25 protein-coding genes and 1 pseudogene are annotated in these 26,906 nt (G+C 32.4%); 12 read left to right on the top strand and 14 right to left on the bottom strand.

Annotated features, from left to right (window positions below; all coding sequences use genetic code 11):
- The first annotated feature begins 65 nt into the window (after positions 1 to 65).
- Positions 66 to 1,253, top strand: coding sequence for an elongation factor Tu (gene tuf, locus AD998_16895; protein KOY87588.1), 1,188 nt, complete (start codon positions 66 to 68; stop codon positions 1,251 to 1,253).
- Between the two features lie 139 nt (positions 1,254 to 1,392).
- Here the strand turns inward: tuf and AD998_16890 are convergent, their stop codons facing one another.
- The 5 genes from AD998_16890 to AD998_16870 all read right to left on the bottom strand — a co-directional run bounded on the left by AD998_16890 (position 1,393) and on the right by AD998_16870 (position 6,211).
- On the bottom strand, positions 1,393 to 1,743 hold the full coding sequence (locus AD998_16890; GenBank protein KOY87587.1) for a hypothetical protein: 351 nt from the start codon (positions 1,741 to 1,743) through the stop codon (positions 1,393 to 1,395).
- Between the two features lie 45 nt (positions 1,744 to 1,788).
- Complete coding sequence (locus tag AD998_16885) at positions 1,789 to 2,208, bottom strand: hypothetical protein (protein KOY87586.1); 420 nt, start codon at positions 2,206 to 2,208, stop codon at positions 1,789 to 1,791.
- 13 nt (positions 2,209 to 2,221) lie between these two features.
- On the bottom strand, positions 2,222 to 2,641 hold the full coding sequence (locus AD998_16880) for a hypothetical protein (protein ID KOY87585.1): 420 nt from the start codon (positions 2,639 to 2,641) through the stop codon (positions 2,222 to 2,224).
- 131 nt (positions 2,642 to 2,772) lie between these two features.
- Complete coding sequence (locus tag AD998_16875) at positions 2,773 to 3,660, bottom strand: protoheme IX farnesyltransferase (GenBank protein KOY88262.1); 888 nt, start codon at positions 3,658 to 3,660, stop codon at positions 2,773 to 2,775.
- A gap of 118 nt (positions 3,661 to 3,778) precedes the next feature.
- Entirely contained in the window at positions 3,779 to 6,211 is a 2,433-nt protein-coding gene (locus AD998_16870) for a TonB-dependent receptor (protein KOY87584.1), read from the bottom strand.
- A gap of 87 nt (positions 6,212 to 6,298) precedes the next feature.
- Here AD998_16870 and AD998_16865 point away from each other — a divergent pair, with 87 nt between their 5' ends.
- The gene (locus tag AD998_16865) at positions 6,299 to 7,051 is read left to right on the top strand and encodes a hypothetical protein (protein ID KOY87583.1); all 753 of its coding nucleotides are present in this window, start codon (positions 6,299 to 6,301) and stop codon (positions 7,049 to 7,051) included.
- Here AD998_16865 and AD998_16860 read toward each other — a convergent pair.
- Positions 7,046 to 7,453 (bottom strand): hypothetical protein, encoded by a 408-nt coding sequence (locus tag AD998_16860; protein ID KOY87582.1) that lies wholly within the window; start codon positions 7,451 to 7,453, stop codon positions 7,046 to 7,048. The two genes, AD998_16865 and AD998_16860, sit on opposite strands and share 6 nt — an antisense overlap.
- A 66-nt stretch (positions 7,454 to 7,519) precedes the next feature.
- On the opposite strand from AD998_16860, the gene AD998_16855 reads away from it, so the two are divergent.
- A complete protein-coding gene (locus AD998_16855) occupies positions 7,520 to 8,152 on the top strand; it encodes a hypothetical protein (protein KOY87581.1) in 633 nt (210 codons plus the stop codon).
- A 79-nt stretch (positions 8,153 to 8,231) separates the two neighbouring features.
- Positions 8,232 to 8,810: a hypothetical protein gene (locus tag AD998_16850; GenBank protein KOY87580.1), complete on the top strand. Its 579-nt coding sequence runs from the start codon at positions 8,232 to 8,234 to the stop codon at positions 8,808 to 8,810.
- Positions 8,811 to 8,826: 16 nt separating this feature from the next.
- On the opposite strand, the gene AD998_16845 is transcribed toward AD998_16850, so the two are convergent.
- A complete protein-coding gene (locus tag AD998_16845) occupies positions 8,827 to 10,350 on the bottom strand; it encodes a phosphoribosylaminoimidazolecarboxamide formyltransferase (GenBank protein KOY87579.1) in 1,524 nt (507 codons plus the stop codon).
- A gap of 117 nt (positions 10,351 to 10,467) precedes the next feature.
- Here AD998_16845 and AD998_16840 point away from each other — a divergent pair, with 117 nt between their 5' ends.
- From AD998_16840 to AD998_16820, 5 genes are all read left to right on the top strand, one after another.
- Positions 10,468 to 11,088 carry a hypothetical protein gene (locus AD998_16840; protein KOY87578.1) on the top strand — a complete coding sequence of 207 codons (621 nt, stop codon included), beginning with the start codon at positions 10,468 to 10,470 and terminating at the stop codon, positions 11,086 to 11,088.
- Positions 11,078 to 11,488 carry a hypothetical protein gene (locus tag AD998_16835; GenBank protein ID KOY87577.1) on the top strand — a complete coding sequence of 137 codons (411 nt, stop codon included), beginning with the start codon at positions 11,078 to 11,080 and terminating at the stop codon, positions 11,486 to 11,488. Before AD998_16840 ends, AD998_16835 begins: the two co-directional genes overlap by 11 nt.
- 55 nt (positions 11,489 to 11,543) lie before the next feature.
- Complete coding sequence (locus AD998_16830) at positions 11,544 to 12,080, top strand: hypothetical protein (protein KOY87576.1); 537 nt, start codon at positions 11,544 to 11,546, stop codon at positions 12,078 to 12,080.
- Between the two features lie 9 nt (positions 12,081 to 12,089).
- Complete coding sequence (locus tag AD998_16825; protein KOY87575.1) at positions 12,090 to 13,808, top strand: hypothetical protein; 1,719 nt, start codon at positions 12,090 to 12,092, stop codon at positions 13,806 to 13,808.
- A gap of 162 nt (positions 13,809 to 13,970) precedes the next feature.
- Positions 13,971 to 15,062: a hypothetical protein gene (locus AD998_16820; protein KOY88261.1), complete on the top strand. Its 1,092-nt coding sequence runs from the start codon at positions 13,971 to 13,973 to the stop codon at positions 15,060 to 15,062.
- On the opposite strand, the gene AD998_16815 is transcribed toward AD998_16820, so the two are convergent.
- A complete protein-coding gene (locus AD998_16815; GenBank protein ID KOY87574.1) occupies positions 15,031 to 15,816 on the bottom strand; it encodes a hypothetical protein in 786 nt (261 codons plus the stop codon). The two genes, AD998_16820 and AD998_16815, sit on opposite strands and share 32 nt — an antisense overlap.
- Complete coding sequence (locus AD998_16810) at positions 15,816 to 16,922, bottom strand: mannose-1-phosphate guanylyltransferase (protein KOY87573.1); 1,107 nt, start codon at positions 16,920 to 16,922, stop codon at positions 15,816 to 15,818. Before AD998_16810 ends, AD998_16815 begins: the two co-directional genes overlap by 1 nt.
- 283 nt (positions 16,923 to 17,205) lie before the next feature.
- Here AD998_16810 and AD998_16805 point away from each other — a divergent pair, with 283 nt between their 5' ends.
- The 3 genes and pseudogenes from AD998_16805 to AD998_16795 all read left to right on the top strand — a co-directional run bounded on the left by AD998_16805 (position 17,206) and on the right by AD998_16795 (position 21,171).
- Positions 17,206 to 19,398 carry an ATP-dependent DNA helicase RecQ gene (locus tag AD998_16805; GenBank protein ID KOY87572.1) on the top strand — a complete coding sequence of 731 codons (2,193 nt, stop codon included), beginning with the start codon at positions 17,206 to 17,208 and terminating at the stop codon, positions 19,396 to 19,398.
- A 108-nt stretch (positions 19,399 to 19,506) separates the two neighbouring features.
- On the top strand, positions 19,507 to 19,968 hold the full coding sequence (locus tag AD998_16800) for a hypothetical protein (protein ID KOY87571.1): 462 nt from the start codon (positions 19,507 to 19,509) through the stop codon (positions 19,966 to 19,968).
- A gap of 210 nt (positions 19,969 to 20,178) precedes the next feature.
- Positions 20,179 to 21,171, top strand: a pseudogene (locus AD998_16795) (hypothetical protein).
- A gap of 353 nt (positions 21,172 to 21,524) precedes the next feature.
- Here AD998_16795 and AD998_16790 read toward each other — a convergent pair.
- From AD998_16790 to AD998_16770, 5 genes are all read right to left on the bottom strand, one after another.
- Entirely contained in the window at positions 21,525 to 23,918 is a 2,394-nt protein-coding gene (locus AD998_16790) for a hypothetical protein (GenBank protein ID KOY87570.1), read from the bottom strand.
- A gap of 72 nt (positions 23,919 to 23,990) precedes the next feature.
- Complete coding sequence (locus AD998_16785; GenBank protein ID KOY87569.1) at positions 23,991 to 24,341, bottom strand: hypothetical protein; 351 nt, start codon at positions 24,339 to 24,341, stop codon at positions 23,991 to 23,993.
- An 85-nt stretch (positions 24,342 to 24,426) separates the two neighbouring features.
- Entirely contained in the window at positions 24,427 to 24,675 is a 249-nt protein-coding gene (locus tag AD998_16780) for an ATP synthase subunit epsilon (protein ID KOY87568.1), read from the bottom strand.
- 64 nt (positions 24,676 to 24,739) lie between these two features.
- Positions 24,740 to 26,251, bottom strand: coding sequence for an ATP synthase subunit beta (locus AD998_16775; GenBank protein KOY87567.1), 1,512 nt, complete (start codon positions 26,249 to 26,251; stop codon positions 24,740 to 24,742).
- A gap of 90 nt (positions 26,252 to 26,341) precedes the next feature.
- A complete protein-coding gene (locus AD998_16770) occupies positions 26,342 to 26,890 on the bottom strand; it encodes a dTDP-4-dehydrorhamnose 3,5-epimerase (GenBank protein ID KOY87566.1) in 549 nt (182 codons plus the stop codon).
- Positions 26,891 to 26,906: the final 16 nt, after the last annotated feature.

The raw sequence follows: 26,906 nt of genomic DNA, 5'->3' as shown, positions 1-26,906 counted from the left end.
CCGAGCTATTTTTTTATTTAGTTTCGTTCAAATTTTTAAACCCTTAAACTGAGGATTTTTCAAGCATGGCAAAAGAAAGTTTTGACCGTTCCAAACCCCACGTAAACATTGGTACTATCGGTCACGTTGACCACGGAAAGACCACCCTTACAGCAGCTATCACAATGGTACTTGCAAACAAGGGTCTTGCTGAGAAAAGAGATTTCTCATCTATTGATAACGCTCCTGAAGAAAAAGAAAGAGGTATCACAATCAATACGTCTCACGTAGAATACCAAACAGCTAACCGTCACTATGCTCACGTTGACTGTCCAGGTCACGCTGACTACGTTAAGAACATGGTTACAGGTGCTGCTCAGATGGATGGTGCTATCCTTGTAGTTGCTTCTACAGATGGTCCTATGCCTCAAACTCGTGAGCACATCCTTCTTGCTCGTCAGGTAGGTGTACCTCAATTAGTTGTGTTCATGAACAAAGTGGACATGGTAGATGACCCTGAATTATTAGACTTAGTAGAAATGGAAGTACGTGAATTGCTTTCTTTCTATCAATTTGATGGTGATAACATCCCTGTCGTTCGTGGTTCTGCTCTTGGTGGATTGAATGGCGAGCCTAAGTGGGTTGAAACTATCGATAAATTAATGGAAGCTGTTGATAACTGGATTCCTATTCCTCCTCGTTTGGTTGATAAAGATTTCTTGATGCCTGTTGAAGACGTATTCTCTATTACTGGTCGTGGTACTGTTGCTACTGGTCGTATTGAGAGAGGTGTTATCAACTCTGGTGATCCTGTAGAAATCTTAGGTATGGGTGCTGAAGGTTTGAAGTCTGTAGTTACAGGTGTTGAAATGTTCCGTAAGATTTTGGATAGAGGTGAAGCTGGTGATAACGTAGGTTTGTTATTACGTGGTGTTGAGAAAACTCAAATCCGTCGTGGTATGGTTATCTGTAAGCCAGGTTCAGTAACTCCTCACGCTAAATTTAAAGCTGAGATTTACGTATTGAGCAAAGAAGAAGGTGGTCGTCATACTCCATTCTTCAACAAATACCGTCCTCAGTTCTATTTAAGAACTACTGACGTAACAGGAGAGATTATGCTTCCTGAAGGTGTAGAAATGGTTATGCCTGGTGATAACATCACTATCGAAGTAACACTTATCAACAAAGTGGCTATGGAGAAAGGTTTACGTTTCGCTATCCGTGAAGGTGGTAGAACAGTAGGTGCTGGTCAGATTACAGAAATCTTAGACTAATACTCTATTCATATACTTAGAATAAAAAAGCCCTTGTAAAAGGGCTTTTTTATTCTTTGCTAATCTTGATTTTGTCTGTTACTTTTAATCCATTGGATAGCATCATCTATCTTACTAAAACTTTCTACTGGCAGAGCAGTCATTTTTTTGAAAGTTGTTCTATATACTGACTAATCACTTTCTTAAAACCAAATTTGGTTTCTGAAATACCTGCAAGAAGAATTTTTCTATCTCCAAGTTCTTTTCTTAATTCTGGAAGCCATTTTACAACAAGCCATGCCCTTGAATCCATGGCACTGCCTTGACTCTTGGTTTGGTCGGCAATAATGGCATCAGCATTCTTACTGATGATGAGCTCTAAAAGCTTATTAAAAGCATTTTTATACTCATCACTATCTATTTTTCCAACAAACTCTAAATGTAGAGTATGAATATCTGGAATATAATAAATATTAGAACAATCATTCGAATAAATGTTTTCAGAAGGCATAATTTTACTGATTTTCTTTAAAGAACATTATACCATAAAAAATGTTTATGAATTCTTTTTAATCCAATTGACAGCATCTTGTAAGTTTTCAAAAACTTCTATAGGAAAAGGTGTAAGCTTTTTTATAGTTTGTTCTAAATATTGGGTGATAAATTTTTTAAAACCAAATTTAGCTTCTGATACACCTGCTACCAGAATTTTCTTTTCTCCTAAACTTTTCTTTAGCTCTGGTAGCCAATTGACAATAAGCCAAGCTCTGGATTCCATACTACCTCCTTTACTTTTGGTTTGGTCTATAATGATGGCTTTCGCATCTTTTGATAAGATAAATCCCATCAATACATTATATGAATCTTTGAAATCTGTATTATCTATTTTTCCAATAAATTCTAAATAGATAGTTTCTATATCTGTTAAATAAGAGATATTAGAGGAAGCATTGTTGTAAATATTCTCAGAAATCATGTTTACTAATTATTTATGAATTTTTTTGAATCCAATTAATAGCATCTTGCAAATTCTCAAACACTTCAATAGGAAATGGGGTCATTTTTTTTACAGTTTGTTCTATATATTGACTGATAAACTTTTTAAAGCCAAATTTGGCTTCAGAGATACCTGCTACTAATATTTTTTTATCACCAAGTTCTTTCTTTACTTCTGGTAGCCAATTTACAACAAGCCAAGCTCTTGCTTCCATACTACCACCTTTACTTTTGGTTTGGTCTGTGATAATAGCAGAAGCATCTTTTGCTAAAATAAATTCTAGAAGTTTGTTATAAGATGCTTTATAATCATCATTTTCTATTTTGCCAATAAACTCCAAGTAAATCGTACTGATTTCAGGGAGATATGAAATATTAGCCGAATTATTAGAATATAAATTCTCAGAGTTCATAATAAATCAAGATGTTAAAATTCTACAAAAATTTATAGAATAACTTATGAAAATCCTAATAAAGTTTCATAAAAATAAAGAGAGGTGCTGAAAGCACCTCTCTTTATTGATTTCCAAATATATTGAAAATATTAAATTTTATCTAAAATATAGGCTATTTGAACAATAGGCAGATATAAGAAAGAACCAAACATAATACGTAAAGCAGCTTTAGGAGTATCATCTTTCATTAGGCTAAAGCTTTGGGCAGCAAACATACAACCTGCAAAAGTTACAACAACTGCTGATATAATACCTGTTAGATTGAAAAGAGCAGGTAGTAAGCTAATAGGGATTAAAAATAATGTATAAACCATAATCTGGATTGCCGAATTAAGACTTCTACCTTGTTTGGAAGGAAGTAATCTAAAACCTGCTTTCTGGTAATCTTCATCTAAGACCCATGCAATTGCCCAAAAATGAGGGAATTGCCAAATAAATTGTACAGCAAAAATAATGAGAGCTTCAAATGTAATGCTTCCTGTGGCGGCTGTCCAACCCAATAGTGGGGGTAAAGCCCCTGGAATAGCTCCTACAAAAACAGCTATTGCTCCAACTCTTTTGAGAGGGGTATAAACAAACCCATACAAAAACATGGAAATAATAGAAAGAACAACTGTAAGTGTATTGGTAAACATGGCAAGTAAAGCAATACCTGCAATACTAACAGCAATTGTATAGATAATAGCTTCTTGGACACTCAAAATGCCCAAAGGTAGAGGACGCATTTGGGTTCGTTTCATCAGTTTATCCAAATCTTTTTCTAAGATTTGATTGATACCAACGGATGCCCCAGAAACTAAAAAGCCTCCTAAACTCAAGGCTATAAAGCCAATCCAGTCAAAATAACCAGTTTTTCCAAAAATATATCCAAAAGATGCTGAAAAAGCGACTAAAAATGACAATCGGGGCTTTAGAAAAGCCCAATATGCTTTTAATTTTGTACTGAGTCGTATTTCTTCGGAAGAGATAGTGAGCATGGTCTTAGGTAAAAGAATCAGTGGCACAAAGTTATAGAAAAAGGCTTGATTAATCAAGCCTTTTGTAAAACTAAACACGATGTTTTTAAAAAAGTTATGGAATACGAATAGTTTATTATTAAAATTCAATAATAAAGCCTATGGTAGGTAGTACACTAGGATCATTGTTATCAAGAATAAGAGGTTTGGCATTGCTACCATCTGAACGAATAGGTTGCCCATCAGTAGTTGCGAAACCTGTATTATCAAGAGTTCTCTCAAAAGTATATTGTGGAAATGCTGGACTTGGAAGTAAAAATGCATTGACAACATCTAAATATAAGTCAAGAGTCCATTTATTGAAATTTATTTTTTTATCTAAGCGGAAATCAAATGACTGAAATGCTCCTAAACGTTGAGTATTGTATCTATTCAAATCCAAAAGACCTTCCCCTATACTCAAATAATTTCTTTGAGATGCTTCCAAATCAAAAGGAGTAAATGGAGCTCCACCTTGAAAGCGATATTTTAAACCTATTTCCCAACCTTTTTTGAATTTTTTGCCCAAAATAGCTGAAAACAAATGTCTTGTGTCCCAAGCTGATACAATGTAGTTATTGTTCAAATCTGTAAATTCAGACCAAAAGAGGGTGTAAGAAGCTGTGAAAAACAGGTTCTTTACAAGTTTTTGTTGAGCTAAAAACTCCATTCCATAAGTTCTGCCCTTACCTGTGGGGCTTACAGGCTCATTGCCAATTGCACTAAAATTACCACCCTGATTTGCTAAAGAAACCCCTTCTCTAAGAGAAACAGGATAATTTTCGTAAGTTTTGTAAAAGCCTTCTAAAGTAAAACGTAAACTTGATTTTGGTAAAAATTCAATACCTGCTGTATAATGATTGTTAGCAACATAAGGCATATTTCGGTTTACCAAATTATTGTTTTCATCTCTAAAACCTAAAACTGTATAAATAGGCATTTTGAAATATCTTCCTACAGAACCTGATGCAAACCATTTATCATTTATTTGATAAGATGCTGAAATTCTTGGGGATAATGTTCTATAAAACTGGAGACCTGTATCAGTAAAGCTATTCATATCTGAACGGATACCACCTGAAAGTCCCCATTTGCCGATGCTACGAGTGGCTTGCCCAAAGAAGCCAAAACGAGCAAAATCAATAGCTGAATTGGCACGAATATCTATTTGTGGTTGAACAATATTATTGTTTTCATCTCGAATTTCTTTTCTAAAACGATTGAAAAAGTTAGTGTTGTATTTAACATATTGGGCAACACCTCCATAACTCCATTTCCAATCACCCATTTTTTTATTAACATCTATACGTAATTTATTTTCAATCTCTTGTGAACGAACTCTGAGTGTTCTACGAGATTCATCACCAAATTGAGCATCTTCAAATCTATCCAAACGATTATCAAACATATTTCTGCTCAAAGCAATGTTGAGAAAACCATTATCAATTAATCTTTTTAAGCTAAAACCCACTGTATAATTCCACTGATTGATACTGGGATTAGAACGAAGAATATATTCTTTATTAGCGTCAGATTCTCTGGGAACACCAAAAGTGAATTCGTCAATTGCTCCGATTCCAATGGCTGTAAGGGTTGTTTTTTCATTGAGTTTGCTACTAATTTTGTACTGAAAGTCCCAATAATTTGGACGAATGGGTAAATCGAGAGCTTTAAATAAAAATTGTAAGTAGGAACGTCTTGCAGAGGCTAAAAATGTGGTTTTCTTGGAGATAGGACCTTCAAAGGTTGTTGCAAGTTCAGTTCCTGAAAGGCGAGCATTTCCTGAAAAACGTTCACGATTGCCTTCTCGTTGTTTAAACTCCAAAACAGATGAAAGAGCATTATCAAATCTTGAATGAAAAGCTGAACTACTAAGTGTTACATCTTCTATAAAAGAAACATTTAAAATACCTGTTGGACCACCAGCAGCACCCTGTGTAGCAAAATGGTTGATAACAGGAACTTCGATTCCATCCAAATAATAAACATTTTCGTTGGGAGCTCCACCTCTGATGATAATATCGTTTCTAAAACCACCCACAGAGCCTGCTGTTCCTCCTACACCTGGAAGGGCTTGAATCACACGAGAAATATCAAAATTTCCACCTGGATTGCTTTTAATTTCTTCAGTTGTAAGGCGTTGAATAGAAAGAGGTGTTTCGAGTGTAGCAGCAGAAGCAGATTTAGAGGTTTTATCTGTTACCTCTACAGTTTCGATATTATCTTCATTTTCTAACTCAAAGTTAATAATTTGAGCATTGCCAGAAGTAACTACCAAATTGTATTTGGTAAGGGTCTTGTAGCCTGCAAAAGAAACTATTACATTATAACTCCCTGTGGGAATTTCAATTCTAAATTTTCCTTCGTCATCAGATACTGCACCTACTGCTGAGTTTTCTACTTTGATAGTAGCCCCAATAATGAGTTCTTGGGTGTTTTTGTCTTTGATAGTTCCTAAAATAATACCTTGGCGTTGAGCATAAGTAGTAAAGAAAACAAAAAAAAGAATAATAGAAGAATACACTTTTTTCATGATATAAAATTTAGCTGGTTAAAGATTTTTTAAAACTATGAGAGTTTAAAGCTCTCATAGTTTTTTTTTCAGGCAAAAAATAACAAAATGTTACCTGAGAGAGTTTGTAGATTAAACAAAATAGGTTTTAAATTGTTACAAAAAAGTAAAAATATTTTTTTTTATTATTTTTACGTAATAAATGAAAATAACAAAACGACCATGAATTATAGCTTATTAAAAATATTGGTAGAGCAGTTGGAACTGTACGAAAAGGAAGAAAAAAAATACAGAACAGCTGATTTGGCGGACTTTGTATTATGGTTAAATAAGAAATTAGATACTACAGAATCTAAACAAATGGAACAAACAGGTATTCCATTAGATGGATTATTGATGGCTTACATCAGTAATTTGTATAAATATGTAAAACATTATGCAAAGAAAATATTTGAAAACACATCTATTACAGGTATTGATGATTTTGTATTCTTGATGACCATTCGGTATCAAACAAATATCAGTAAATCGGAACTCATACAACAACACTTACTTGAAATTTCTTCTGGAATGGAGATATTAAAGCGTTTACAGAAAGAGAACTTAATAGAAGAGGTTGAAAATAAAGAAGACAAACGTAAAAAAGGCTTAAAGCTTACAGAAAAAGGAGAGTTTCTGTTAGATAGTTTAATGCCCGAAATAGGGAAAGTAGCATCTTTGGCTTCCGCTAATTTAGAAAACACTGAAAAGATAAAACTCCTCAATACACTTAAATATCTTGATGATTTCCATAAAGATATTTATCATCAGAAAAATTTTAAAAATTTGAGTGTAGAAGAAATTGTGAAAGATAAATTATAAAAACGTCCCTTGATGCAAAAGGAAGCAAATAACTCCAATAAGCAAAGCTTTAAACATCAATGAATCAGCTTTTTTATTTACAACAAATATAATAATAGAACCAACAACACTTGTAATACCACCAATCAAAAGCATTTGAGTATAATTTTCCCAAGCCATAGACTTAAATAAAATACCCAAAGAAGCAACAGCAACCCCCAACATCATAATTAAATAAAAAACTTTTGCCTTGCCTGATGCCGTAAAGCCTTCTAATACAGCAACAAAAGCAAATGTAGTCCAAGCTACGATTTGAAGCGTTCGGGCTTGCTGGAAACCATATTTTCCTGCAAAAAAAGCTACAAAAATTAATAAAAATGATATATTTGAGATAGTTACAAGAGCATTTTTAAGCTTGTTCATAAGTAGAAATTTGGGTTTTTACTTGCTAAAAGTATAAATTATCATTCAATAATCAAAACGTAATTTATGAACACAATTATTCAAGAAATCGAAAATATATTGAGAAATAATTATCCAAATGGTTATGCAAATGCTTTTGTATGTGAAGGTTTTGAAAAAACTGTCTCCTTAGAAGAATTTAAAGATAAGTTAGGTTTGCCTTTACCAGATTTATTTTGTGAATATTATCAATGGTTACAATCTGTAGAATTTCCAAAAGAAGATGTATCGAATTTAGTTGGCTTATCAAACTTTGATGAAGAATATATTTCATCACTTAGCGAATTATTGGATAGAATAGAAGACTGGCAAGATATTCAGAAAAAACAGCCACAAAGAGAATGGAAAAATGGCTTTGTAGAGATAGCTTCTTGGGATTCTTGTTATGTAAAAGTGATTGATACATTGGGTGAAGTAGCCAATAGTGGTAGTATCTTGTATTGGGATTTTAAAGGTGGTGGAGGATATGCAGTAATCCATGAAAATTTTGAAATGTACTTAAAAACTATCTTGGAACGTCTGAAGCAGGGTATTTATTTTCCTCCCAGTTATGCAGATGATGAAGGCGTGGATGATTTCTCGTATGGAGAAACGAGAGATAAAATAAATAATTTGGTGAAAGAGTTGAATAAAGATGCAATCAAGTTTATAGATTGGTAGTATTAAAAAAATATTAAATAGTCTAAAAATAGAATATAACTTTAAGTTAATTATGAAAAAAATAGTATTTTTATATTGCATGCTCTTTGCTATACCATTAATGGCTCAAGATGTAACAATAAGCCTCAAAAAAATAAAATCAGTGCAACAAGCAAAAGATTTTATGAAAAAAAATCCTGATATTCAATCAGAAATAATAGAAATAAATCCTATAAAAGATAGCTCAGAAATAGCAAAAAAGCTTTTTTCTATCCAAACTGACTCAATTTTTTTGATAGAAAATAATTATTATAAACTTGTTGAAGTCCAACCAAAAATAAAACATAGAGTAAGTTATATTTATTTAAGTGGTGTGAAACTAAAAAAGCAAACAATAGACTCTTTACGGACTCAAATTATTCAAAAATATAAGCAAGGAACAAATTTTACAAATTTGGTAAAAGAGTATAATATGGATGGAAATAAAAATGGAGATTTAGGATGGTTTTTAGGTGAGTGGATGGTAAAAGGCTTTGCTGAAACCATTAAAAAGTACAAAAAAGGTGATATATTCATAGTTAATATCCCTCAACAAAAATGGTATTATGTAGTTTTAAAAACATTTGAAGACCAAAAAATAGAAATTAAAACTTATTTGAAAACTATAAAGCCCTCCTGAGAGGGCTTATACATAATTAATGTTTAAAATGTCTAATTCCTGTAAAGACCATAGCCACATCGTTTTGGTTACAATAGTCAATACTATCTTGGTCTTTGATAGAGCCACCTGGTTGTACAACAGCCGTAATACCTTCTTTATGAGCAATTTCTACACAATCTGGGAAAGGGAAAAAAGCATCTGAAGCCATCACAGCACCTTTTAGATTAAATCCAAAGGAATTGGCTTTATGAATGGCTTGTTTTAAAGCATCTACACGAGAAGTTTGCCCTGTTCCACTGGCAAGCAGTTGTGTTTCGTTGGCAAGTACAATGGTATTTGATTTGGTGTGTTTGGATAGAATAGCAGCAAAAATAAGAGCCTTTTGTTCTTGAGAAGTAGGAACTTTTTGGGTTACCACTTTCAAATCTTCTACAGTTTCAGTTTTGAGGTCTTTTTCCTGCATGACAACGCCATTCAAAAGTGTTCTAAACTGCCAATCAGAAGTTTGAACGGGTTTTTGAAGTAAAATAATTCTGTTTTTCTTCTTTTTCAGAATTTCTAAAGCATCTGCATCATAACTTGGAGCAATGAGGACTTCAAAAAATAATTTATCTAATTCCTCAGCAGCAGCTACATCTATTTTCTGATTAAAGGCAATAATACCTCCAAAAGCAGAAACAGGGTCAGAAGACAACGCTTTCAAATAAGCATCTTGTACACTGTTTCCAATAGCACAACCACATGCATTGGTATGTTTGATAATGGCACAAACGGGTTGCTCTGAGTCAAACTCAGCTACCAATCCAACAGCTCCATCTATATCTACTAAATTGTTATAACTTAATTCTTTTCCATTCAATTGTTCAAACATTTCTTCTAAATTACCAAAGAAAAAACCTTTTTGATGAGGATTTTCTCCATAACGAAGTGTTCTACCTTCTAAAATACTTTCTTTGAAACTTACAGAAGCATTGGTTTGTCCATTAAAATATTTAAAAATAGCTGTATCATAATGAGAACTTACTTCAAATGCTTTGGTAGCCAAATATTTGCGATGCTCTAAAGTAATATTGCCGCTTTGGTTTTCTAAAATATCCAATAAATAAGGATACTGATTTTTAGAAGCAATAATAGTTACATCTTGGAAGTTTTTTGCAGCAGCTCTAATTAAGGAAATACCCCCAATATCAATTTTTTCAATAATTTCATCTTCTCTACCACCTTTGGCTAAAGTTTCTTCGAAAGGATATAAATCTACAATCACAAGGTCTATGGCAGGAATTTGGTAAGTTTGGGTTTCTTGTAAATCAGAATCCAAGCCTCTACGAGATAAAATACCACCAAAAACTTTTGGATGAAGTGTTTTTACTCTACCACCCAAAATAGAAGGGTAACCTGTAAGATCTTCTACGGCAATAACAGGAACACCTAAACCTTCAATAAAAGTTTGTGTACCTCCTGTGGAGTAAATTTTAACACCTTGTTTGTGGAGAGCTTGAACAATAGGTTCTAAACCATCTTTGTAGAAAACTGAAATCAGAGCAGACTGAATGGACATTGTAAAAGAATGTTTAATTGTTGAGAACAGAAAGAACTTGTCTAAACATTTTGCTTAGACTTTCTATTTTTTTGGTAAAATTAGCCAATTTTCCCTACTTTTGACAAAAAAACAGCCATGAAATACTTATTATTTTTCTTTTCTTTTCTATTCTTTGCTTGTAAGCAAGAAGAAAAAAAACTTCCTATACTTGGTGAACGTCAAGCCATTGATAAAGAGGTCAATGGAAAAATCGTAACAGATACATTGTATCATAGTATTCCAGCCTTTTCGTTTGTAAACCAAGATGGACAGATTGTTACAGACAAAACTTTTGAAGGAAAAATTTATGTAACAGATTTCTTTTTCACTACTTGCCCCAGCATTTGCCCAAAAATGAAACAACAAATGCTACGAGTGTATGAAAAATATAAAAATGATGATAGAGTGCTAATACTTTCTCATTCCATCTCTCGTGAAGATAGCGTACCAGTACTTAAAGAGTACGCAAAAAAAATTAAAATAGAATCAAAAAAATGGCATTTGGTAACAGGAAAATGGAGTGATATTGAAACCATGGCAAAACAATATTTTATAGGTGTTCAAGAAGATGCAGACGAACCAGGGGGCTATTTACACAATGGGAATTTTGTACTTGTAGATAAACAAAAAAAAGTAAGAGCTACATGTGATGGTACTGACCCAAAAGATGTAGAAAGATTTTTATTAGATATGGATATTTTACTCAATGAAAAATAAACTTTTGTGGGGAGCTTTGCCTATCATTTTTTTTGCAGGTTTATTGATAGGAAATATTTTTGTTTTTAAAACCAAAGAACAAGGACAAATACTGTATGAACAACATTGTGCTAGTTGTCACATGGAAAAAGGTGAGGGACTTGCACAACTTATACCTCCTATTACCAAATCGGATTGGCTTACTCAAAATCCATCAAAATTGGCTTGTCTGATTCGTTATGGACAAAAAGGAGAAGTTGTTGTCAATGGTGTAAAATATAATCAACCTATGCCTGCTAATTCTCGTTTAACAGAAATAGAAATTCATAATCTGATAAATTATATTTTCAATAATTTTGAAAATCAGATTCAAAAGCGTAGTTTAGATAAAATAAGAGAAGATTTGAATACTTGCCATTAGGATTATTAATAAAAAATATTTATTATTCACAGAATAATACTCAGTTGCTTGAATTATGACGTTGATTAAAGATTTTATTTCTGTTTTTTCTAAGCCCAAATTGGAGATTTCAAGTGTTCCGATTGTAAGAACAACTCTTAACTATGAAGAAGCCAAAGAAATAGGAGTGCTATTTAGCCATTCAAATGATGACAACCCCAAAGCCGTCAATTATTTTGTGAAACTGCTTCAAAAAGACCATAAGCAAGTAAGAGCTTTAGCCTATTTTGAAGAAAAACATAGTAATCCTTATGACTTCAGGTTTGATTTTTTTACAGCTAAAGAAATAGATAGTAAAGGTAAAATACAGTCTTTACAAGTAGAAGATTTTATTAAGAGAGAGTTTGATTACCTTTATTGTGTTAACACTACCGATTTTGCAGCTTTTGATTATATCATGCAACGAAGTCATGCTAAATTCAGAATAGGAAAGTATTATCCTCATAGTTTTAAAAGTTTTGAACTTACAGTAAATATTGGTGATAATACCAATGCCGTAGATTTAATTCTTCAAATGCTTCATTACACTAAAACATTAATCATACAAAATTAACATCTATCAATGCTTATTTATCAAATATCTTATCAGAGCCCACACGAACATTTTTTGGACATTGAGTGTAGAATTAGTCAAATTGCAGAAGAAAAAACATATTTGAAGTTACCTGCTTGGCGACCAGGAAGATATGAACTTCAAAATTATGCCAAAAATATTCAACAATTTGCTATTTTCGATAATACGAATAATCCCATACCTTTTAAGAAAATCAACAAAAACTGCTGGGAGGTATCAACCAAAAATATTACTGAAATTGTAGTACGCTACAATTATTATGCTTTCCAAATGGATGCTGGGGGAGCTTATGTAGATGACAATCAGTTATACTTGAATTTTGTTAATTGCCTGATTTATGTTGATAATCAGATGGATATACCTTGTGAGGTGCGTTTGCAACTCCCAAGTAATTATGAAATAGCTTGTGGATTACCTAAAATACAAAAACATACACTCAAGGCAGAAAATTATCATCGTTTAGTAGATAGTCCGTTAATCGCTTCTGCCAACCTAAAATACAGAACATACGATGTAAATGGAGTTCCATTTCATATTTGGATAAAAGGAGATTGGTTGCCTGATTGGGAAGTTTTACTTATTGATTTTGAGAGATTTACACGATTCCAGATAGGAGTAATGGGTGAATTTCCTGAAAAAGAATATCATTTTTTATGTCAAATTTTGCCCTATAAAGCATATCATGGTGTAGAGCATCAAAACTCAACAGTTATTTGTTTTGGATCTGCTGAAACCATGAATGAAGAAAATAATTATCAAGAGTTTCTCAGTATTTGTTCACATGAACTTTTCCATGCTTGGAATATTTGTAAAATACGCCCTGCTGAAATGATGCCTTATGATTATTCTAAAGAAATATATTTTGAGACAGGTTTTGTAGTGGAGGGAATCACAACTTATTATGGTGAATTGGCTTTGGCTCGTTCGGGTGTTTGGAAATCGCAGCAATTTGTTGCTGAAATGAATAAAGTATTTAAAAAACATTTTGAAAATTTTGGTAGATTTAATAGCTCTTTAATAGAGTCTTCTATGGATTTGTGGGTAGATGGATATACTAGTATGAATACTGCTCCCAACAGAAAAGTATCTATTTACCAAAAGGGTTCAATCGTTTCTATGATATTGGATTTGGAGATTCGTGTGAGAACCCAAAATCAACGTTCTTTGGATGATGTTTTAAGATTATTATGGCAAGAATATGGCAAAAAACAAAAAGGGTATACTCTTCAAGATTATATCAATGTTTGCGAACAAGTAGCAGGAGGTTCTTTAAAACAATATTTTGATGATTGTATTTTTGGAAAAAGACCTTTGGAACAAGTTTTAGAACCTCTGGTAGAAAACTTTGCTTTAAGACTTATTATAAATCATTATAATACAGGTTCAGAAATATTTGGCTTTCAGACAGTTCAAAAAGATGGAGTTACAATTGTTAGTTTGATAGAACCCAACTCCAATGCTGCTAAAGTCTTAAGTCTTCAGGACGAAATTATTGCAGTCAATGACAGAAAAGTTGAAAATAACTTGAATGTGCTTATTGCAGATAAACAAACAGTTATTTTGACGATTTTTAGACAAAGAATGCTGTATCATATAGTGCTTACAGTCAATAAAGAAAGTTATCTCAAAGAATATACTCTTCAAATTCAACAAAATTCGGAAAACTCTAAGAAAGAAAATTTAGTAAGCTGGTTGGGTTATGTGTAATATTATGTAAAAGTTAATAATATTAATTTTTTATTACTTACACGTTTCCAATTAAGAAAAAAGGTGGAATAGTTGTAATATTGCATTTCATTCTAAAATAGACAGTTTTTTTAATCTTAAATGGAAAAATTAGAGTCTACTCTCAATAACAACAAGAGTAGAATTGTTGACATTACAATTAAAATTGGTAGTTTAGTATTACTAACATTTATTTTTTTACTTGCTCTAGACATTGTTATAGAAAGCCTCAAAGTATTGATAGGCGAAAGCTATATTCGTAATAGCTTTTTGCAAATTTATAATCCTTTTATTGGCTTATTTGTTGGATTATTAGCAACAGCACTCGTACAAAGTAGTACCCTTATCACTTCATTGATAATAGCTTTAGTGGCATCAAATACTTTGAGTATTCAAAATGCAGTAGCAATTGTAATAGGAGCTAATTTAGGAACAACAATTACTTGTATGTTGGTCTCCTTTGGGCATGTGATGCGTAAAAAAGAGTTTAGAAAAGCTCTTGCCGGAAGTATGTTGCATGTGATGTTCAATTTAATACCTATTATTATCATCTTTCCTTTAGAATATTACTGGCAAATCTTATCAAATCTATCTCAAAAATTAGCCTCCTTGGTATCTGGTGAAAGTGCAATTATACCTTTCAAAATAGCATTTCTCAATGAATATGTCAATAAACCTTTGTTGGCAATTTTTCAAATTAATTCGTACCCTATTACATTTCTGATAATTGCTGTTGTTCTTACATTTGTATGTATTAGACTATTTATTTGGATGTTTAAAAAGGCTATTGTAAATGATTTTATCACAAGAGTAAGAAATGTTTTTTGGGCAACTAAATGGAAAGGATTTATTTGGGGAACACTTATAACAGCACTAGTACACTCAAGTACAATTGTAACAAGTTTTTTGGTAACTCTCATTGGTTCTAATAAACTTTCACTTCGTCAAGCTTTCCCAATAATTATGGGAGCTAATTTAGGAACAACTGTGACTGCTCTTACAGCTTCTTTGGGTAAAAATGAAGCGACTATCAGCATTGCTTTTGCTCATTTTTTATTCAATGTTATTTCTGTTTTGTTGATATTACCATTTCCTTGGGTACAAAGGCAAATAGTGTTATTATGTAGACGTTTAGGAAGGCTAACCATGCAATATCGCCTTGCTGGTTTTATTTATATTCTGATAGTCTTTTTCTTGATACCTTTTATCCTAATTTATCTACATAAAAATTCATAATACTTTCTGTAAGCAACTGATAAATGCTCTGTTTTTTAGAATCATCGTCTAAATAATTCAGATGTTTTTCAATGGTTTTTAAATCTTTTCGGATAGCAGGACCTGTTTGTACATCTTTGGGGTGTTCAGTAGCCAATGCTTTTTCAATCGTTTCTTTGATAAGAGGTTTTAAGATATTGAAATCTAAGGATTTATTTGTTAGAATATCTTTAGAAATAGCGAGCAAATGATTTACAAAATTACATGCAAAAACAGCTCCTACATGTAAAGTTTTCCGTTGTTCGGAATTGACTTCATAAACAGAGTGACCGATGGAAGAGGCTAATGTTTTTAATGTGTTTGTTACAAATTCATTCTTTCCTTCTATACAAAAGGGGACCTTAGTAATATCTAAGGCTTTTTCTTTAGAAAATGTTTGTAATGGATAAAATACTCCATGATTCTTAAAAGTATTTTCAAAAATTTCCATTGAAATACTTCCAGAAGTATGAGCTACGATTGTATTTTCAGGAATATGGATTTGAGAAGAGATATGAGGTAGAGCATCATCACTAACAGCTAAAACAAGAATATCAGCCTTGCTATCAGAAAAATTATAATCTGTTTTTACAACAGCACCTGATAGCTTTTTGCAAAGAGCTTCAGCATGAGAAATATTTCTACTATATATCTCTGTTACAGAAACATGAGCATTCTCAAAAGCTTGAGCCAAATGCCAAGCTACATTTCCTGCTCCAACAAATGCTACTTTCATTAGATAAATTCTTTTCCTTTTTTCTCAGCAAGAGCAACAAATTCCTTTACACGTTGCTCTTCATCTTTTGGACAAATCATGAGAACGTTATCATGCTCTGCTACAATATAATTGTCTAAACCTTGCAATACAACCAAACGATTTTCAGGTGTTCTAATAATGCAATTATTTGTTTCATAAGCAACTACATTGCCTTGAATGACATTTCCAGCTTCATCCTTCTGACTCAGTTCGTACAACGATTTCCAAGTACCTAAATCAGACCAGCCAAAATCGGATGGGATAACAAAAACATTTTCTGCTTTTTCCATAATACCGAAATCTATGGAAATAGAACGGCATTGTGAATAAGCTTTTTTGATGGCTGTTTCTTCTTGTTCAGTAAAAAAATGTGGTTGAACTTCATGGAAAGCCTCTGCAATATCAGGAAGCTGATTTTCAAATTCTGAAATGATAGTTTTAGCGTTCCAAATAAAAATACCAGAGTTCCAAAGAAAATCACCGCTTCTTAAAAACTCAATAGCAAGTTCTAAAGTGGGTTTTTCAGCAAAAAGTTTTACTTTTTTGAGTGAGGTGGATGATCCTAAAATTTTAGACCAAAGACTATGTTTCTCATCAGAAAATTGAATATATCCATATCCTGTATCAGGTCTATTGGGTTTGATACCTAAAGTAACTAGAATATCTTTCTTAGCAGTTTCTTTTAAAGCTTTTAAAATAATTTTTTTAAACTCTTTTTCGTTTAGAATAAGGTGGTCGGCTGGAGCAATTACTAAATTAGCTTTGGGATCTTTAGCAAAAATTTTATAAGCAGCATAAGCAATACAAGGGGCTGTATTACGCCTGGCAGGTTCTAAAATAAATTGATTTTCATTGAAATTAGGTAATTGTTCTGTCAAAAGATTTTCATGCTCTTGGCTACCAACAATAAAAATGTTCTCTAATGGGCAAATATCATCAAAACGAGTAATAGTTTGTTGTAAAAGGCTTTTGCCTGTGCCCAAGATGTCATGAAATTGTTTGGGGTTGTTATTACGACTAAAGGGCCAAAATCTTGTTCCAATACCCCCAGCCATAATGACTACATAATTATGTTCTAAAGCCATTTTTCAGTGAATAAAACTATAAAAGGTTTAAAAAATTAAAGTAAAAATAAGATTTTTCTTACTAGAAAGCGTCAAAATAAAAATAAATTTATATTTTCGCTACCCCAAAAAAGAAAAACTCAAATTTGATATAATAATGCAATAATAGCAAAAAAAATTGCGTATCAGTTGGAATATAAAATAGATAAAATTTTTCCTGAAAAATCTTTGGAGAATATTCTAATTTTTTCAGTATATTTATCTTATATCTTCAAGAGGTGAAGCATTCAAATTATTAAAAACAATGCAAAAAGCACAGGAATTTAATTTAAAAGAGAAATTAAAAGAAGTATTTGGACACAACCAGTTCAGAGGGAACCAAGAGGAGATTATAAAAAACTTATTGGCGGGAAATCATACATTCGTGATTATGCCTACAGGTGCAGGAAAATCTCTTTGCTATCAGTTACCTGCCGTACTCATGGAAGGGTCAGCGATTATTATATCGCCATTGATAGCTCTCATGAAAAACCAAACCGATCAATTGGTTGCTTTTGGTATAGACGCCCGCTTTCTAAACTCTACACTCAGTAAATCTGAAATGACAAGAGTAAAGAAAGATGTTCTGAATGGAAAAGTAAGAATGCTTTATGTTGCTCCAGAATCTCTCACAAAAGAGGATAATTTAGAGTTTCTAAAAAAAGCAAATATTTCATTTGTAGCCATTGATGAAGCTCATTGCATTTCTGAATGGGGACATGATTTTAGGCCAGAATATCGTAAAATCAGAGGGATTGTAGATAGCTTAGGAAAATTGCCCATCATAGCACTTACTGCAACGGCTACTCCAAAAGTTCAGCAAGATGTTCAGAAAAACTTGCAAATGGAAGATGCGAATGTATTTGCTTCTTCTTTTCATCGTTCCAATCTTTTCTATGAAGTAAAACCTAAGAAAGACCCTAAAAAGCAGCTAATTAAGTTTATTAAGCAACGTAAAGGGCAATCAGGTATCATATATTGTTTAAGTAGAAAAACAGTAGAAGAAATAGCAGAACTTTTAAGCGTAAACGATATCAAAGCATTGCCATATCATGCTGGCTTAGACTCTGATATACGTATGAGAAACCAAGATGCCTTTCTCAATGAAGATGCAGACGTGATTGTAGCTACTATTGCTTTTGGAATGGGTATTGATAAACCAGATGTTCGTTTTGTTATTCATTATGATGCTCCTAAATCTTTAGAAGGCTATTATCAGGAAACAGGCAGAGCAGGTAGAGACGGTTTGGAAGGACATTGCTTGATGCTTTATGATAGAGAAGATATTTATAAATTAGAGAAATTCAACAAAGACAAAAGTGTAACAGAACGAGATAATGCAAAACATCTGCTCCAAGAAATTACAGAATATGCAGAGTGTTCAGTATGTAGAGTAAAGCAGTTGTTACATTATTTTGGCGAAGAATATAAGGCTCATAATTGTGGACAGTGTGATAATTGTAACCATCATCATAAAAAATATGAAGGTGAAGATCAAGTTCTTTTAGTTTTGAAAGCAGCTAAACTGACTGACCAACGTTTTGGGGCGAAACATATTACAGATGTACTGATGGGAGTGCCTAACGAATATGTAAAAAGTTATGGACATGATAAATTAGAAGTCTATGGTAAAGGTGTAGATTTTCCTGAAACGGATTGGCTTTCTCTTATTAGACATATCTTGATTTTTGACTTCTTAGAAAAGGATATTGAAAACTATGGAGTATTAAAAATTACAGAGAAAGGGGAGAAGTTTTTGAAAAGCTCACATAGCATTACACTTACCAAAGATTTTGATTTTTCTGCTGAATCTGAAGAAGCTGAAGAAGAACAAGATAACACACCTCAAGCATCAGGCAAAGCCTATGATGAAGTGCTGTTTGATTTACTTAAAAATCTGCGTAAACGCATCGCCAAGGAGAAAAATCTACCTCCATATGTGATTTTCCAAGATCCATCCATTGAAGAGATGGCAACCACTTATCCCACTACCAAAGAAGAACTTGCTCAAGTAAATGGTGTAGGAATGGGGAAAGTTCAAAAATTTGGTAAGCCTTTCTTAGATGCTATTGTAAAATATGTAGAAGAAAATGAGATAGAAACAGCTTCTGATGTAGTAATTAAATCGGCTGTTAATAAATCAAAAGTGAAAATTTTTATCATACAACAAATTGATAGAAAAGTAGATTTAGAAGAAATAGCAGAAGCAAAAGATTTGAATTTCGATGAATTAATGGATGAAATTGAGCATATTTGTTATTCTGGTACAAAACTTAATCTTGATTATTACATCAATCAGGTAATGGAAAGAGAAAGACAAGAGGATTTATATGATTATTTTATGAATAGTGAAACAGATAATCTACAAGTAGCCTTGCAGGAGCTTGTAGAAGACGATTTTACAGAGGAAGAAATTAGATTGATACGTATTAAATTCCTCTCAGAAGTTGCCAACTAAATAAAAAAAGAAAAAAAATTTTTTACAAAGAAAAAAAATTGCTTATTTCGACAAAATGGTATTCGTTTTGTTTACACAAAAAAGTTTAACTTTAAAATAATAATTATCATGAAAAAAGTAAATATTCTATTTACACTACTATGCTTATTTGTTAGCGTAAATCTTTTTGCTCAAGATGCTGATGCTGATAAAGTTTTGGGTATTTGGATGAATGGAGAAGGAACAGCACGTATCCAAATCTACAAAACTGCTTCGGGTAAATATAATGGTCGTATAGTATGGCTTAAAGAGCCTAAAAACCCTGATACAGGTGCAGACAAATTAGATACAAAAAATCCTGATGCTAGCAAAAGAAGTCAAAAAGTTTATGGTTTGGTAAACTTAGTAGGCTTTGAATACAAAGGAAACAAAAAATGGGAAGGTGGTACAATCTACGACCCTAAAAATGGAAATACTTATAACAGTTCTATGGAATTGAAAGACAATAACACTTTGAATGTGAGAGGTTCTATTCCTGTTGTAAATATTGGTCGTACAGATAAGTGGACAAGACAAGTAAAAAAAGGTTAATATAATATTTAGCTTAAAGTAAACAATGCTCTGAAAACTAATTTTCAGAGCATTGTTTTTTTAGAAGAATATCCTTCAATAATCCATATTTTTTTGTTTTATTTGTTTAGGAAACCATGTGTTTGTTTAACTATGAAAATAAAATATATTTTTTTGTGGATTGCTATTTCTATCAATTATTTATCTGCTAAAGATTTAGATACTAATTTTTTAAAAAAGCGTATTCCTGAAATGATGGATAGTGCTGGTGTTCCTGGTGTATCTATTGGTATTATAAAAAAAGGAAAATTAGTATGGTTTAGGGGCTTTGGAGTAGCCAACAAAGCTACTCAAAAAAGAATAACACCTAATACTGTCTTTGAAGCAGCATCTCTAAGCAAACCCATGTTTGGCTATATTTGTATGAAACTTGTGGAACAGGGAATATTAGATTTAGACAAACCTCTTACAGAATACGTTTCCAAAGATTCCATAGAAAAACTCTTCTTATTTCATAAGATACAAGATAATCGTTTTTATAAGATTACAGCAAGAATGTGTTTGAGTCATTCGTCAGGTTTACCCAATGGGCGATATGGCTATCTTTCTATCAATTTTGACCCTGCAACAGATATGCATTACTCTGGAGAGGGAATATCTTATTTGCAATTTGTAGTAGAACATCTTACTAAAAAAGATTTAGAAGCTCTTGCCAAAGAATATCTTTTTGAGCCTTTGGGAATGGCTAATAGCAGCTATGTTTGGACAGAAGAACGTTTCAAAGACAGAACTTCCGACTCTCATGGAAGTGCTGGGCAAGCGGTATTTTTTACTCGAAAAACCTTTAAGCCTATGGCTTCTTATAGCCTCATTACCAATGGAGAAGATTATGGGAAATTTATGGAGGCTCTTTTAAGTAAAAAAGGTTTAAAAAAAGAATCATTTGAACAAATGTGGACAGTTCAAAGTAAAGCCAAAACAAATTTTTTAGCTTCCATGACTTGGGGACTAGGAATGGGGCTTTATGAAACTAATTTGGGACAAGCTTTTTGGCATTGGGGCGATTTGGGTACAACCAAAGCTTATATGATTGGTATACCTGAAGAAAAATCAGGATTGGTACTATTTACCAATAGTGCCAATGGACTGAATATGGCATATAATCTGATAGAAATGTGCATAGGAGGAGGAAAACATCCATTTTTTCAAGTTCTCAATGTCCAAAATTATGATGATCCTGTAAATATTCTATACCAACGTTTTTCTCAAGGAGGGGTAATGTCTTTGTTAGAAAGCTACAATTATTACAAAATTAAGCATAAATATAAGGTAAATCAGAATTTACTATCGCAAGTGACTCAAAGACTTATTAATTTGGGTAGGTTTCAAGAAGCTCTAAATATTGCAAAAATTAATGTGATAGAACATCCTAATAATGATATAGCTCATAATATTTTGGGAGATGCATATTTACGTATGAAAAATATACAAGCTGCTATTGGCTGTTATAAACGTTCTTATCAGCTTAATGCACAAGGAACGTATTCTAAAAAGCAACTGATAGCTTTAAAAGCTTTCTAAACTTGCAAACCAACCATAATAATATCATCTGTTTGAGGATATAAACCCTTCCATTTTTTTAGTTTTTGTATCAAGATGCTTTTTTGCTCTTGTGGAGGAAGGGTTGAAATTTCTATTAATAACTCTTTAAGCTTTTTACTTAAAAACTTCTTTGGTTTTTCTCCATCACCACCAAATTGGTCTTGATAACCATCTGAAAAAGCATAAAACATGTCACCTTTTTCCAGTTGTATAGCTTGATTTGTAAATACTTTTCCTTCTTCAAAAATATTAAAACCTAAAGAAAACATACTTCCACTAAAAACACTCAATTCCCCATTTCGGATTCTATATAAAGGATTTTTAGCCCCTGAATAATATAACATTTTATTAGACTCATCCATACAGATTACCACAGCATCCATACCATCAGATTTTTGCAATTTTTCTGAATGTTTACTTAAAAATTCTATGATTTTTTTGTCAAGTTCTTCTAAAATTTCTTTAGGAGTTGTGATATGTTTGGTGTAAATAATCTCATTTAAAGCAGAAATGGCTAAAAAAGTCATCAGTGAGCCAGGTACACCATGCCCCGTACAATCAGCAACAACAGTAATCTTGAGTTGCTCTATTTGGGTAGTCCAAAGAAAATCTCCTGAAACAATATCTTTAGGCATATATAATACAAAAGATTCAGGATAAAGTATTTTTAAATCTTGCTCGTTTCCTACAACAGCATATTGTAGACGTTCAGCATATATAATGCTATCTGTCATTTTGGAATATGCATTGACAAGTTCTTTGTTTTGTTGTTTGATTTGCTCGTTGTATAGTTTTAAAATTTCTGATTGGGAAGAAATCTCCTCATTTTTGTGTTGAATCTCATTTGTACTATCTTTGAGAAGCTTGTAAGCAACATTTTTTTTGATACTAGAATGATACAAAGCAAGCAATAAGCCTAAAATAAGAACAATAACAATGGATGAAAAAAATATTGCCCAAAACTGAAGTTTAATTTGCTTGTCTTTTTCACCATCAGAAATCATTTTTTTAACTTCTAAATCTTCTTTTTCACGTTTTAAATTCTTGTTTTCAAGTTCTCTAAGCCTTTGTGCTTGTCTTAAAAATAAATTTTCTTTTTCTTGAAATTGGGCTTGTATATCTTCTTTTTCACGTTCTTTTCTTAAAACTTCATTTTCGGCTGTTTGAGCCCTTTGCATTTCACGGAGTAAGTTGTTTTCAACATACTCCTTTTCTTTATCTTTTTTTAAGATTTCATTTTCAGCATTTTTTCTTTCAGTTTCATAAACTGTTTGGTATTTGGCAACTTGGGCAACTCTTTCTGAATTGAGTAAAGAATCTTTAAGTATGATATACTTCTTTTGAGTTTCAAAAGCTTTTTGATAATTGTTTTGTACAGAATCTAATTTTCCTTGTATGAAATAAGCATATAACTCAGCATATTTATAATTATACTTTTTAGATATATTATAACCTGTTTGTATATATTTAGCTGCGGAATCGTACTTCTGTAAATACAAATAGGTTTGTCCAATGGTAATATTATAATTAGAAACTTTTTGAGGCGATTCTTGTTCAGAAACTAATGAAAAAGCTTTTAAATATAACTCTAAGGCTTTTGTAAAATCTTTTTTATGAAAATAAATATTAGCAATATTGTAGTAATTACTTTCAATTTTAGGGCTTTTAATAGACTTTCTGATTTCTAAGGATTTGTTAAAATTCTCTAAAGCTTTATCAAACTCATTTTGGTCATAATAAACAACGCCAATATTATTGTATAAATTAGATATTTTTTTTGCAGATAAATTTTGTTGTTCTGAAATTTTAAGAGATTTTGAATAATACTCCAATGCTCTAGTATACTCTTTCATTTGTTCGTATACAATCCCAATATCATTATAAACATCTGCAAGCCCTGATAAATTATGAATGTCTTCTTTAATTTGAGCAGATTGAAATAAGTATTTTAATGCTTTATCAAACTCACCTAAGGAATCGTAAACAATACCTATATAATTAAGCATAGTAGCTGCTCTTGCATTATTTTTTAATTGAGTATAAATTGTGTAGGCTGCATTGTAGTATTTAATAGCATCTAGTTGAAAGCCTTTGTTTTCTTGGTATTCACCCAAATAACTTAGAGCTTGAGCTTCGCCTTTTTGGAAGTTTATTTTTCGTGCTAAATCAACACTTTTTTGGCAATAAAAAATAGCTGAATCTAATTTTGAAGCCTCTTCATACTCTTTTGCGATATCTATATACAATTTCACAAAATTACTATCCTTACGTGTATTCATAGATTTTTGAAGCAGAGTGTTCAAATTACTTTGAGCAGAGCTTTTAAAATATGAAAACAACAATAATAATATAGCAAGCAAACGAAGCATCAGAATGCAATAATTTGCCTAAATGTAGTAAAAAAACAAGATTTTTAGAAAATTAAAACAGACTTTAATTTTCTAAATTTTTTTTGAGAATATGATAATACAACCTATGATTAAACAGGCTATTAATAATACTTTACCTAAAATTAAATGTAAATCAGCACCAGGCCAGTGCATAATTTTCTCAAGGCTTCCTATACCTAAAAATACAAAACTTAAGTTCAAAGAGATTGCTTGTAAATCATTTTTGATGAGCCAACCAATTGTTGAGACAAAGAATAAATAAATAAGAATTTCAATAAATGCTATAATCAACATAAAAGGAAGTACATTCAAATCAGCACCAATACTGGTAAGCCCCACAACCAATAAAATAACAAAAGGAGGTATTTTATATCTATTTACTTTGGCAAAAATGAATTTCATAAAAATAAAGAGGATTTATCTTAAAAACAAAAAAGGCAGAAATGTAAATTTCTACCTTTTTTATATCTGTTTAGTGTTTTGAGGCTTATTTTTTTATACCTTCAATCAACACTTGAATGTTATTATTTAAAACTTCTGCAACACCACCCAAAATTTCGAGGCTAACCTCTTCTTTATTATTTGCTTTGTATTTGAGTGTGCCTGCATCCAATGTAGAAATAACCGCAGCGTGATTATTTAAGATTTGGAATGAGCCTTTTTTACCTGGGAGTGTAGCAGAAACTACTTCGCCAGAAAAAATTTGCTTATCAGGGGTGATAATTTCTAAAAACATATTGTCTTTTGGATAAAGGTCTTAAAAGAAACTTAGCAGGTTTTATTCCTGCTAAGTATAATCATTATTTTTTAGACGCTTCAGCAAGAAGTTTCTCACCTTTAGCGATAGCTTGCTCAATAGTACCAACTAAGTTGAAAGCAGATTCGGGTAAGTGATCTAACTCACCATCCATAATCATATTAAAGCCTTTGATAGTATCTTTAATATTTACGAATTCTCCTTTCAAACCTGTGAACTGCTCTGCTACGAAGAAAGGCTGAGATAAGAAACGTTGTACACGTCTAGCTCTGTTTACAGTTTCTTTATCTTCGTCAGAAAGTTCATCCATACCCAAGATAGCAATAATATCTTGTAATTCTTTATATCTCTGGAGAGTTCTCTTCACACGTTGAGCCGTTCCATAATGCTCATCACCTAGTACTTGAGGATCAAGGATACGAGATGTAGAGTCAAGAGGATCCACAGCAGGGTAGATACCCAACTCGGCAATTTTACGAGAAAGTACAGTGGTTGCATCCAAGTGAGCGAATGTAGTCGCAGGAGCAGGGTCAGTCAAGTCATCAGCAGGTACATATACAGCTTGTACAGATGTAATGGAACCTCTTTTTGTTGAAGTGATACGCTCTTGCATCAAACCCATTTCACTAGCAAGTGTAGGCTGATAACCTACAGCAGAAGGCATACGACCCAAAAGAGCTGATACCTCAGAACCTGCTTGTGTAAAACGGAAAATGTTATCAATAAAGAATAAAATATCGTTTCCTTTTCCTTCGCCATCACCATCACGGAAATATTCTGCAATAGCAAGACCAGAAAGGGCAACTCTTGCTCTTGCTCCTGGAGGCTCATTCATCTGACCAAATACCAGAGTAGCTTGAGATTTTTCTAATTCTGCCATATCCACTTTGCTCAAATCCCAACCACCTTCTTCCATAGAGTGTTTGAAATCTTTTCCATAACGGATGATGTCAGACTCAATAAATTCACGAAGAAGGTCATTTCCTTCACGAGTACGTTCACCTACACCAGCAAATACAGATAGACCTGCATAAGCTTTTGCAATGTTGTTGATAAGCTCTTGAATAAGTACAGTTTTTCCTACACCAGCACCACCAAACAATCCGATTTTACCACCTTTTACATAAGGAGCTAACAAGTCAATTACTTTGATACCTGTATAAAGAACTTCTGTTGAAGTTGCTAAATCTTCGAAACGAGGAGGGCGATTGTGAATAGAACGTCCTTTTGTTTTATCAGGTTGTTTGATACCATCAATAGCATCACCTACTACATTAAAAAGTCTTCCTTTAATTGCATCACCTGTGGGCATAGTGATGGTAGTTCCTAAATCTACTACATCCATACCTCTTTGCAAACCATCGGTACTATCCATTGCGATAGCTCTTACACGGTCTTCACCGAGGTGTTGCTGACATTCCAAAATAATTTTCTGACCGTTAGGTTTAGTAACTTCAAGTGCATTGAGAATTTGAGGTAGCATAGCACCTTCTGTGGAGAAGCTTACATCTACTACAGGACCAATCACTTGCGTAATTTTGCCAATATTAGCCATTTTTTATAAAAAGTTTAAAAACCAGTACTTATTTAGCGTGCAAATTTAATGGAATAAAATTGAAACCAAAAATCCTATCAAGAAATATTTTTATTCAAAGGTTATCTCTTTTAGACTTTTCAGTTTTAAATCTTTATCAGATACAATGAGTTTATTTTCTGATACCAACCAATCTATATTGAGTTGTGTATCATTATAAATAATACCTCCTTCAAATTGTGGAGAATAAAAATTATCACATTTATAAAGAACCTCAGCTACTTCACTCAATACTACAAATCCATGAGCAAATCCTTTTGGTAGATATAATTGTTTCTTATTGTCTGCTGACAAATGAAAACCTAACCATTTTCCAAAAGTGGGAGAGCTTTTACGAATATCTACGGCCACATCATAAATTTCGCCTTTTACTACTTTGATGAGTTTGGCTTGATCATGAGGTGGTTTTTGAAAATGCAAACCTCTGAGTACACCATATTTAGAAAAAGAGTGGTTATCTTGTACAAAAGGTAAATTAATACCAGTAGCTTTATGAAATTCTTGTTGATTAAAACTTTCATAAAAATAACCACGCTCATCTTCAAATAAGCGTGGTTCAAATACCAATAATCCTTCTATTTCGGTTTGGAGAAACGGCATAGTAAATAAAATGTTA

This window comes from bacterium 336/3, from assembly GCA_001281695.1.
GTDB lineage: Bacteria > Bacteroidota > Bacteroidia > Cytophagales > Thermonemataceae > Raineya.
The sequence above is the reverse complement of the archived record's forward strand: the minus strand, read 5'-3'. Positions and strand labels throughout refer to the sequence as shown.